Source organism: Rahnella perminowiae, from assembly GCF_019049755.1.
Lineage (GTDB): Bacteria > Pseudomonadota > Gammaproteobacteria > Enterobacterales > Enterobacteriaceae > Rahnella > Rahnella perminowiae.
Window position 1 is genome coordinate 1 of sequence record NZ_JAFMOS010000462.1, and the last position, 10,346, is coordinate 10,346.

9 protein-coding genes are annotated in these 10,346 nt (G+C 50.6%); 6 read left to right on the forward strand and 3 right to left on the reverse strand.

Annotated features, from left to right (window positions below; all coding sequences use genetic code 11):
- Positions 1-69: 69 nt before the first annotated feature.
- The gene (gene rpsT, locus J1785_RS08195; protein WP_013577064.1) at positions 70-333 is read right to left on the reverse strand and encodes a 30S ribosomal protein S20; all 264 of its coding nucleotides are present in this window, start codon (positions 331-333) and stop codon (positions 70-72) included.
- A gap of 439 nt (positions 334-772) precedes the next feature.
- On the opposite strand from rpsT, the gene ribF reads away from it, so the two are divergent.
- From ribF to ispH, 5 genes are all read left to right on the forward strand, one after another.
- Positions 773-1,711 carry a bifunctional riboflavin kinase/FAD synthetase gene (gene ribF / locus J1785_RS08200; protein WP_129953246.1) on the forward strand — a complete coding sequence of 313 codons (939 nt, stop codon included), beginning with the start codon at positions 773-775 and terminating at the stop codon, positions 1,709-1,711.
- A 61-nt stretch (positions 1,712-1,772) separates the two neighbouring features.
- On the forward strand, positions 1,773-4,589 hold the full coding sequence (gene ileS, locus J1785_RS08205; RefSeq protein ID WP_129953245.1) for an isoleucine--tRNA ligase: 2,817 nt from the start codon (positions 1,773-1,775) through the stop codon (positions 4,587-4,589).
- Positions 4,589-5,095 (forward strand): signal peptidase II, encoded by a 507-nt coding sequence (lspA, locus tag J1785_RS08210; protein WP_015698717.1) that lies wholly within the window; start codon positions 4,589-4,591, stop codon positions 5,093-5,095. The genes ileS and lspA overlap by 1 nt, the downstream gene beginning before the upstream one ends.
- Before the next feature lie 5 nt (positions 5,096-5,100).
- The gene (gene fkpB / locus J1785_RS08215) at positions 5,101-5,571 is read left to right on the forward strand and encodes an FKBP-type peptidyl-prolyl cis-trans isomerase (protein ID WP_129953244.1); all 471 of its coding nucleotides are present in this window, start codon (positions 5,101-5,103) and stop codon (positions 5,569-5,571) included.
- A complete protein-coding gene (gene ispH, locus J1785_RS08220; protein ID WP_129953243.1) occupies positions 5,552-6,505 on the forward strand; it encodes a 4-hydroxy-3-methylbut-2-enyl diphosphate reductase in 954 nt (317 codons plus the stop codon). Before fkpB ends, ispH begins: the two co-directional genes overlap by 20 nt.
- Positions 6,506-6,571: 66 nt before the next feature.
- On the opposite strand, the gene J1785_RS08225 is transcribed toward ispH, so the two are convergent.
- Together J1785_RS08225 and J1785_RS08230 are read right to left on the reverse strand one after the other, a co-directional pair.
- Positions 6,572-7,447 (reverse strand): SMP-30/gluconolactonase/LRE family protein, encoded by an 876-nt coding sequence (locus tag J1785_RS08225; protein WP_217139519.1) that lies wholly within the window; start codon positions 7,445-7,447, stop codon positions 6,572-6,574.
- Positions 7,448-7,608: 161 nt separating this feature from the next.
- The gene (locus J1785_RS08230) at positions 7,609-8,754 is read right to left on the reverse strand and encodes a porin (protein WP_129953241.1); all 1,146 of its coding nucleotides are present in this window, start codon (positions 8,752-8,754) and stop codon (positions 7,609-7,611) included.
- A gap of 686 nt (positions 8,755-9,440) precedes the next feature.
- Here J1785_RS08230 and dapB point away from each other — a divergent pair.
- A complete protein-coding gene (gene dapB / locus J1785_RS08235; protein WP_217219199.1) occupies positions 9,441-10,262 on the forward strand; it encodes a 4-hydroxy-tetrahydrodipicolinate reductase in 822 nt (273 codons plus the stop codon).
- Positions 10,263-10,346 lie beyond the last annotated feature (84 nt).

The window sequence follows — 10,346 nt, forward strand, 5'->3', positions numbered from 1 at the left end:
ACTCAACTTTCAGATATAAAAAAACCGGCGTGAGCCGGCTTTTTTATCAAGCATTTCAGCGTAATGCGATTATTGCATTGCGTTGATTTGCGCAGTCAGGTTTGACTTATGACGCGCTGCTTTGTTTTTGTGGATCAGGCCTTTGCAAGACTGACGGTCCACGATTGGTTGCATTTCGTTAAATGCGTTTTGTGCAGCAGCTTTGTCGCCTGCTGCAATAGCCGCGTATACCTTCTTGATAAAGGTACGCATCATAGAACGACGGCTCGCGTTGTGCTTACGGCGTTTTTCTGACTGTACGGCGCGTTTCTTAGCTGATTTGATATTAGCCAAGGCCAACTCCCAAATATTTTTCTATTGATGAACAATTCAAAGGCCGAGGAATATGCCTTTTCGGTCTTCTTTTGTCAACGGATTTGTGCAAATAAGCGGCGTTTTAAAGAGTGAACTTTACTCGTCGCTTGTTACGTTGTGATGGCGCAGGATTTTAACAGCTTCCGGCATCGGAATACAGTCTTTCGCGAGAAAAATCGACAGGAGAGTGTACAAACTGCCCACTACGGCCATTAACGCTTTGTTTATGCGAAAAGTCACGCATTCCCTGTATGCAACGAAAGATTTTCATCGCCACGCCGCCATTTGAACCGCAATATCTGCCGTATGCAAGAGAGAATGGTGTGATCCTGCTAATCGCTGGTTAACCTTGGAGGCTGTACAAGGTATAATCCGCCGATTTCCATCGTTATGAGTCAGCATTGGATTTGAGCCAGCTATGGAGCTAATTCGCGGAATACACAATATTCGGGCACGTCATCATGGGTGTGTGCTGACTATTGGCAATTTTGATGGTGTACACCGTGGCCACCAGGCCCTGATTGAACAGCTTAAGCTGGAAGGTCAACGTCTGGGACTGCCGGTGATGGTAATGATTTTTGAGCCCCAGCCTCTGGAACTGTTTGCCGGTGATAAAGCACCTGCACGCCTGACCAGTTTGCGCGATAAGGCCAAGTATCTCGCTGAGTGCGGCGTAGATTACCTTTTATGTGTCCGCTTCGAGCCACGGTTCGCAGCACACATGGCACAGGCATTTATCTCGCAGCTGCTGGTTGAAAAGCTGGGCGTCAGGTTCCTGACTGTCGGGGATGATTTCCGCTTTGGAGCCAGCCGTCTCGGGGATTTTGAGCTATTACAGAAGGCCGGTGAAGAATACGGTTTTGAAGTGATCAGCACGCAAACTTTCCGTGAAGGTGGGAACCGCATCAGCAGCACGGCGATCCGTAATGCGTTGCGTGACGATGATCTGGCGCTGGCCGAGAATTTACTGGGTCACCCGTTCAGCATCTCTGGCCGTGTCGTACACGGTGATAAACTCGGGCGTACTATCGGCTTCCCGACGGCGAACGTGCCGTTGAAGCGGGTCGTCTCTCCGGTGCGCGGTGTGTATGCAGTTGAAGTCTTAGGCCTCGGGCCTGAACCGTTGCCGGGCGTGGCGAACATTGGAATACGCCCGACAGTCGGTGGTGTGCGCAAGCAGTTGGAAGTGCACCTGCTCGACACCACATTAGATTTATACGGGCGCCACATTGATGTGGTGCTCCGCGCGAAATTGCGCAACGAACAGCGTTTCTCCTCGCTTGATGCTTTAAAGCAACAAATTGCGAACGATGAAGTGACGGCCCGTGAATTCTTTGGGTTAAAGACACTGCGCTAAACATGTACTGACAGGCCTGTAACAAAGCCTGGAATCCAGCCGAAAACGGAACCGAGAATCTATGAGTGACTACAAGAACACCCTGAATTTGCCGGAAACAGGGTTCCCGATGCGTGGCGATCTGGCCAAGCGTGAACCTGACATGCTGAAGAATTGGTATGACCAGGATCTGTACGGGATTATTCGTGCTGCCAAGAAAGGCAAGAAAACCTTTATTTTGCATGACGGCCCTCCGTATGCGAACGGCAGCATTCATATTGGTCACTCAGTCAATAAAATTCTTAAAGACATGATCGTTAAGTCCAAAGGGCTGGCGGGCTTTGATGCCCCGTATGTGCCAGGCTGGGATTGTCATGGTCTGCCGATCGAGCTGAAAGTCGAACAACTGATCGGTAAGCCGGGTGAGAAAGTCACGGCAGCGGAATTTCGCGAAGCCTGCCGTAAATATGCAGCAGAACAGGTTGAAGGCCAGAAGAAAGACTTCATCCGTCTGGGCGTATTAGGTGACTGGGATCATCCGTACCTGACGATGGATTTCAAAACTGAAGCCAACATCATTCGTGCACTGGGTAAAATTATCGGTAACGGCCACCTGCACAAAGGGGCTAAGCCGGTTCACTGGTGTACAGATTGCGGTTCATCACTGGCAGAAGCAGAGGTCGAGTATTACGACAAAACCTCTCCTTCTATAGATGTTGCGTTCAACGCAACTGACGCCGCCGCTGTTGCCGCGAAATTTGGTGTATCAGCGTTTAATGGCCCGATTTCACTGGTAATCTGGACCACTACACCGTGGACCATGCCTGCTAACCGGGCTATTTCACTGAATCCGGAGTTTGCTTATCAGCTGGTTCAGGTGGAAGGTCAGTGTCTGATCCTGGCGACCGATCTGGTTGAAAGCGTCATGAAACGCGCCGGTATCGCAGAATGGACCGTGCTGGGCGAATGTAAAGGCGCAGATCTTGAGCTGTTGCGTTTCAAACACCCGTTCCTCGACTTCGATGTGCCGGCGATCCTTGGCGATCACGTGACGCTCGATGCCGGTACCGGTGCCGTGCATACCGCACCGGGCCACGGCCCGGATGACTTTGTTATCGGTCAGAAATACGGTCTGGAAGTCGCCAATCCGGTAGGGCCGAACGGTTGCTATCTGCCGGGCACTTACCCGACGCTGGACGGTAAATTCGTCTTTAAAGCCAATGACCTGATCGTTGAGTTGCTGCGTGAAAAAGGCGCATTGCTGCACGTTGAGAAAATCACGCACAGTTATCCGTGCTGCTGGCGTCACAAAACGCCAATCATCTTCCGCGCCACGCCACAATGGTTCATCAGCATGGATCAGAAGGGCCTGCGTCAGCAATCTCTGGAAGAGATCAAGGGCGTACAGTGGATCCCGGACTGGGGCCAGGCACGTATTGAAAACATGGTCGCTAACCGTCCTGACTGGTGTATCTCCCGTCAGCGTACCTGGGGTGTGCCGATGTCTCTGTTCGTCCATAAAGACACCGAGCAATTGCATCCGCGCAGTCTTGAGCTGATGGAAGAAGTGGCAAAACGTGTTGAAGTGGATGGCATTCAGGCGTGGTGGGATCTGAATCCGGAAGATATTCTGGGGGCTGACGCGGCTGAATACGTCAAAGTGCCGGATACGCTGGACGTCTGGTTTGACTCCGGTTCAACGCATTCTTCCGTCGTGGATGTGCGTCCTGAGTTCAACGGGCATTCTCCTGATTTGTATCTGGAAGGGTCTGACCAGCATCGCGGCTGGTTCATGTCTTCCCTGATGATTGCGACGGCAATGAAAGGCAAAGCGCCTTACAAGCAAGTGCTGACGCACGGTTTCACCGTGGATGGTCAGGGCCGCAAAATGTCTAAATCCATCGGCAATACCATCGCTCCACAGGATGTGATGAACAAGCTGGGCGGCGATATTCTGCGTCTGTGGGTGGCGTCTACGGATTACACGGGCGAAATTGCCGTGTCTGACGAGATCCTGAAACGTGCTGCCGATTCTTACCGCCGTATCCGTAACACTGCGCGCTTCCTGCTGGCGAACCTTAACGGTTTCGATCCTGCGCTGCACAGCGTGGCGCCGGAAGATATGGTGGTGTTGGATCGCTGGGCTGTAGGGCGCGCTAAAGCTGCACAGGAAGAAATCATTGCCGCGTATGAAGCTTATGATTTCCACGGCGTCGTTCAGCGTCTGATGCAGTTCTGCTCGATCGAAATGGGTTCCTTCTACCTGGACATCATCAAAGATCGTCAGTACACCGCAAAAAGTGACAGCATTGCACGTCGCAGTTGCCAGACCGCGCTGTATCACATCAGCGAAGCACTGGTCCGCTGGATGGCACCGATCATGTCGTTCACTGCCGATGAAATCTGGGCTGAATTGCCGGGAAGCCGTGAGAAATTCGTCTTTACCGAAGAATGGTATGACGGTTTGTTCGGTCTGGCAGGAAATGAATCCATGAACGATGCGTTCTGGGATGAGCTGCTCAAAGTGCGTGGTGAAGTGAACAAAGTGATCGAGCAGGCGCGTGCTGATAAACGTCTTGGCGGTTCACTGGAAGCTGCTGTCACCCTGTTTGCTGATGACGCGCTGGCAACTGACCTGCGTTCTCTGGGCAATGAACTGCGCTTCGTGCTGCTGACATCAGGCGCGAAAGTCGCGGCGCTGTCAGAAGCTGACGATGCTGCTCAGCCAAGTGAATTGCTTAAGGGCCTGAAAATTGGTCTGGCGAAAGCGGAAGGCGATAAATGCCCGCGCTGCTGGCATTACACGACTGACGTTGGTCAGAACGCGGAACACAGCGACATCTGCGGTCGCTGTGTCACTAACATCGCCGGTGACGGTGAAGAGCGTAAGTTTGCATAATGAGTAAATCGATTTGTTCCACCGGACTCCGCTGGCTCTGGCTGGCGGTCGTGGTCATCATCGTGGATCTGGGCAGTAAGTTTCTCATTATGGGGAACTTCCAGCTCGGTGAATCCATGCCTTTGATCCCGTATTTAAACCTGTTCTACGCCCAGAATCATGGCGCTGCGTTTAGTTTCCTGGCTGATAAAGGCGGCTGGCAGCGCTGGTTCTTTGCGTTAATTGCGCTGGTGATTGTCGTGGCGCTGGTGGTGCTGATGTATCGCGGCAGCGCGAAGCAAAAGCTGAATAACATCGCTTTTGCGATGATCATCGGCGGGGCGCTGGGCAACTTATTTGATCGTTTGTATCACGGTTTTGTGGTCGATTTTATCGATTTTTATGTCGGTAACTGGCATTTCGCTACGTTCAATCTGGCCGACAGCTTTATCTGTGTCGGCGCAGCCATGGTGGTGTTGGAGGGTTTTCTGGCAAAACCCTCTGAAGCTACAAAGAGTAAAGGATAAGTTCTATGTCTCAGCAGGTGAAACACGACAGCGCTGTACTGGTGCACTTTACGTTGAAGCTGGAAGATGGCTCAACGGCGGAGTCAACCCGCGCCAATGGCAAACCTGCACTGTTTCGCCTTGGCGACAGCAGTTTGTCTGATGCGCTGGAAAATCAGCTGTTAGGGCTGAACGTCGGGGATAAGCGGGCGTTTACGTTAGCCCCTGAATCTGCATTCGGCAGCAAGAGCCCGGATTTGGTTCAGTTCTTCTCCCGCCGTGATTTTCAGGAAACCGGGGTGCCGGACGTGGGCACCATCATGTTGTTCAGTGGTCGTGATGGCAATGAAATGCCGGGCGTTGTCCGTGAAGTGACAGAAGATTCAATCACTGTAGATTTCAACCATCCGCTGGCAGGGCAACATATCGATTTCGATATTGAAGTGCTGGAAATTGACCCGGAGCTTGAGGGGAAACATGCAGATATTGCTGGCTAATCCGCGAGGATTTTGTGCGGGTGTTGACCGCGCAATCAGTATTGTGGAACGTGCGCTGGAAATTTACGGCGCACCTATCTATGTCCGCCATGAAGTGGTGCATAACCGTTACGTGGTCGACAGCCTGCGTCAGCGCGGTGCTGTTTTCATTGAGCAAATCAGTGAAGTACCTGATGGATCTATTCTAATCTTCTCCGCTCATGGCGTTTCTCAGGCAGTACGCGCAGAAGCGAAAGCACGTGCCCTGACCATGCTCTTTGATGCCACCTGTCCGCTGGTGACGAAAGTTCATATGGAAGTGGCGCGCGCCAGCCGTAAAGGTACTGAAGCGATTTTGATTGGCCATGCCGGGCATCCTGAAGTGGAAGGCACTATGGGGCAGTACAGCAACCCGAAAGGGGGAATGTATCTGGTCGAAGCACCTGAAGATGTTTATAAATTGCAGGTGAAAGACGAGAATAATCTGTGCTTTATGACCCAAACCACGCTGTCGGTCGATGATACTTCTGCCGTGATTGATGCGCTTCGCGAACGTTTCCCGAAAATCATCGGGCCGCGTAAAGATGATATTTGTTATGCCACGACTAACCGTCAGGAGGCCGTGCGTACGCTGGCTGACGGGGCAGATGTTGTGCTGGTGGTGGGGTCGAAGAATTCCTCGAACTCCAACCGTCTTGCCGAACTGGCGCAGCGCGTCGGCGTACCTTCTTATCTGATTGATTCGGCGGCTGATATTCAGGAAAGCTGGCTGAAAGATGCGAAAAGCATCGGCGTGACCGCAGGCGCATCGGCACCGGATATTCTGGTGCAGGATGTGATCAGCAAGCTGAAAACTTTTGGCGGACTTGATGTCATCAACATCGAAGGGCGCGAAGAAAATATTGTATTTGAAGTGCCAAAAGAACTGCGTGTCGATGTGCGTCAGATCGACTGAGTGCAGAATCTGAATGAAAAACCGGCTCAATGTGGCCGGTTTTTTTATGTCTGCACTTTTATGGCATCAATGAGGCAGGAGTTTGAATAAATTTTGCGGCGAGCCGACCGTGGTAGTTTCCACATGCAGTAACGCGCCTTCCAGTGCATGCGGTGCATCGAGATTTTTGCGTGCCGATGTGATAAACAGTTCTGTCATATCCGGACCGCCAAAGGTGCAACAACTGGGTTGTGTCACCGGCACCGGTTGCGTATCCAGCGTGAGCAGTTCACCCTGATTGATTTGCTGGCGAAGCAGGCATTTTGAGCCCCAGCAGGCGGTGATCAGCCAGCCATTCTGTGCCAGCGCAGAGCCATCAGGGATCTTATCACCCGAAGAAAAACAGGATATTTTCAGCGGATTGATACGGCGGGCATTGGCGGAGAAGAAACGTTTCTTTTTGCTGTCTGCAAACCATACCTTGCCTTCATACCAGACCAGAGTATTGGTACACCCGACATTATCAAGCATCATTTCCGGCCTTTCTGTACCTGCCTCATAGCGGAACCATTCGCCGTTGTCCTTTTCTTCCTTTATATCCAGTGTGCCAAACCACAGTGAGCCATCAGGCGCAATGGCCGCTTCATTCGGACGCGTGCCTTCTGCGCCGGGATAATCACAAAGCTTCTGGCGGCTTTTCTGTTCGTAATCGTAGAGATGTATCCCGTCGACGGAAACCAGCAAAAACTGATTTCTTTTTTCGGTCAGCAACACGGCGCTGGTCAGTGCGGGGAGTTGATGAATTTCGGTTTGCCCGTTATCGGGCCAGTAACGCAGAACACGCTGAGCCAGAATATCGACCCAAAGCAAAGATTGTGTACGCTGGCACCAGACGGGGGTTTCACCCAATTCGGCTCGATAGTCGCCAATGGCAGTAATGTCGGACCGGAAAAATGCTGACATCGCAAAGATCTCCTGCAGGTTACAAATGAATAGAGCGGGTGACTGTCTGTATTCAGTCTAGTCTGGCTTTGGCCGTGGGGGATAGATGAAATGCTGTAAAAAGAAAGGGCCAGCCCGTCAATAAGACGTAAAGCCGGCCCCGGAAGTTCAGTCGTTAAGGCTTAGAAGTCGTAACGCAGACGGATCAGGTTCATATCACCGAGGTTATCGGTAGAAGAAGTGAACACATGTTCGTAATCTACACGGAAGCCGTAGTCGAGCTGGAAGGACACACCCAGACCGTTATCAATACGCTGGTAATTACGGCCAGTCACATAGGTCAGACGGTCACCCATGAAGTATGGCTGAATGGTTTTAACGGCCAGCTGATTGATTGGGAAAGCATAACCCAGGAAGTATTCCAGGCCGTAAGCGTCACCGGCGAAGAAGTGATCTTCAGTTTTCACGCCTGTTGTCAGGAAGTCATGGTAGTAACCGCCACCGAAGGACGCTGTCCAGTTGCCTGGCTTCCAGCTTAGTGCAGTACCGACAATGCTCTGGTTGTAATCTTTAGACGTGTTATCACCTGGATTTCTCATTTCTGCATCGGTGTAGTTGTACGCAGTACCCCAGGTCAGGTCTTTGGTGATGTGGTAATCGACACCGACAGAACCGCCGCCGTTACGTTTGTAACGCAGGCCATTTTTACCGGTCAGCAGTTCGCTGTCTTCGAACAAGTACGATGCGTAAACATCTGCGTCGCCGAAGGTGTTTTTATATTTCAACATCTTACGGGAACGGTAAGAACCATCGTAGTCACCGTTCACCCCATTGCCTGGTGCCTGGGCGAGCATGTCATAATCCCAGATATCGGTTTTCGCACCCACCACATCGTAATAAACGCTGTTTTGCTGACCAAAGGTCAGCTGGCCGTAGGTTTTGCTTTTCAGACCGGTGTAGAGCATACGACGGCTGGTGTTATGCGCACCCTTCGCATAGTGATTATCCCAGCCAGTCAGGGCTGGAATATTTACACCCAATTCGTAGTAGTTAATCCAGCTGATGTCATCAAACAGATAATAATCAGCAGAGAAACGGAAACGCGTACCGCCATCAAAACCATTGGTTTTGTAGTTTTTCACACCGTTTTGGAACTGGAACTGCGGGCGAATACTGCCCCCGACCTGGAAGTTAAGACGGCTCAGCGGATCGTTTGGCTGTGGATCTTGTTTAAGCAGGGTAATTTCTGCGTGTGCAGCAAAGGAAGCTAAGCCAAATAAAAGACCTGCGGTCGCCACTTGTGTGACTTTGTTCAGTTTGAATTTCATGTTAAATCCCTGTGCCAATATACGGTTCTGAAAAATCAGCAACAAAATTGGCAATGTGTAGTTTTTATTTTTCCCTTACTGATGACTGTCTGGTAAGGGTGAAGACGCGCCTTATGCAACCTGGCTACTCATTTTGACTGCCCGTTAAATCAAATTTCGGCAGTTAAAATTAGGTGGCTATTTATTATCACAATCATTGATTTTATCAATATTATTTCATCATATATAATAAAAATTTAATGTTTTAGATCTAAGAAATGTTTCGTTAGCTGCTTATCTGTTAGCACCAAGAGGGTAAATAAGCTTTTTCAGTCATCGTCATCATATTGGTCTTTCTTCTTTATTACATATTGTCAGACGGTGCCCTGCGCGGAAGTGATAAAATCAAAGTAGTGAGATAGGGGAAATAAGGAAGGGGGCGCTGAAACTTATGCACTACATTGCATGGTTATGCGGGCCGCCTTAAAGTGGATGTTTTGGCTTTTTTTTGCCCGTGAGTTCCGGTTCTGCCCGTCGTTTAACACAAAATCACAAAATGCGTAACCTGAAACCAGATGGCTTTTACTGATATTAACGGGCCTGTATCATAATTTTCTAATTATGAAGCAATTTTGCTGGCTCCCTGATCGCGGGGTCGATAACCTGATTCTGTTTCAAGACAGAACCACAATAAGAAGAGAGTAATTATGAGTAACGCTGATATTCGCATGGCCATTGTTGGCGCAGGGGGTCGTATGGGCCGCCAGCTGATTCAGGCCGTATCCGATGCCGGTGGTGTGGTGTTGGGCGCAGCGCTTGAACGTTCGGGTTCTTCCTTAGTCGGAACCGATGCGGGCGAGCTGGCTGGCGTAGGGACGGCGGGCATCAAAGTGCATGATAATCTGGATTCCGTAGTCAATGACTTCGATATTCTGATCGACTTCACCCGTCCGGAAGGCACGCTGGCACACCTTGAATTCTGCCAGAAACACCATAAAGGTATGATTATCGGCACTACAGGCTTTGATGACGCCGGTAAGGCTGCAATTAAACAAGCCTCTGAGGTTATTCCGGTGGTTTTTGCGGCCAACTTCAGCGTGGGTGTAAACGTTGTCCTCAAGCTGTTGGAAAAAGCGGCCAAAGTTATGGGCGACTATACCGATATTGAAATTGTCGAAGCGCACCACCGTCATAAAGTTGATGCACCATCGGGTACGGCGCTGGCAATGGGTGAAGTGATTGCTGATGCGTTAGGGCGTGACCTCAAGGATTGTGCGGTGTATGCCCGTGAAGGCCATACCGGAGAGCGTGATCCCAAAAGTATTGGTTTTGCCACCCTCCGCGCCGGCGATATCGTGGGTGAACATACTGCCATGTTTGCCGATATCGGTGAGCGTGTGGAGATTACCCACAAGGCTTCCAGCCGCATGACTTTCGCAAAAGGTGCAGTTCGTGCAGGAAAATGGCTTTCCTCGCATAAAATTGGTCTTTATGACATGCGGGATGTCCTGGGTTTAGATGATTTGTAGTAAATGGTTTAGATGTGATGTGGTTGTTTTGGTCATAATCTTTTGATAAAAGGGCAGTTCCTTGATTGCCCTTCTCTTTTTATA

Bases quoted from the DNA above. Each gene is read 5' to 3' on its own strand.
- ribF (WP_129953246.1), top strand. From the start codon at position 773: ATGGAGCTAATTCGCGGAATACACAATATTCGGGCACGTCATCATGGG.
- ileS (WP_129953245.1), top strand. From the start codon at position 1,773: ATGAGTGACTACAAGAACACCCTGAATTTGCCGGAAACAGGGTTCCCG.
- lspA (WP_015698717.1), top strand. From the start codon at position 4,589: ATGAGTAAATCGATTTGTTCCACCGGACTCCGCTGGCTCTGGCTGGCG.
- fkpB (WP_129953244.1), top strand. From the start codon at position 5,101: ATGTCTCAGCAGGTGAAACACGACAGCGCTGTACTGGTGCACTTTACG.
- ispH (WP_129953243.1), top strand. From the start codon at position 5,552: ATGCAGATATTGCTGGCTAATCCGCGAGGATTTTGTGCGGGTGTTGAC.
- J1785_RS08225 (WP_217139519.1), bottom strand. From the start codon at position 7,447: ATGTCAGCATTTTTCCGGTCCGACATTACTGCCATTGGCGACTATCGA.
- J1785_RS08230 (WP_129953241.1), bottom strand. From the start codon at position 8,754: ATGAAATTCAAACTGAACAAAGTCACACAAGTGGCGACCGCAGGTCTT.
- dapB (WP_217219199.1), top strand. From the start codon at position 9,441: ATGAGTAACGCTGATATTCGCATGGCCATTGTTGGCGCAGGGGGTCGT.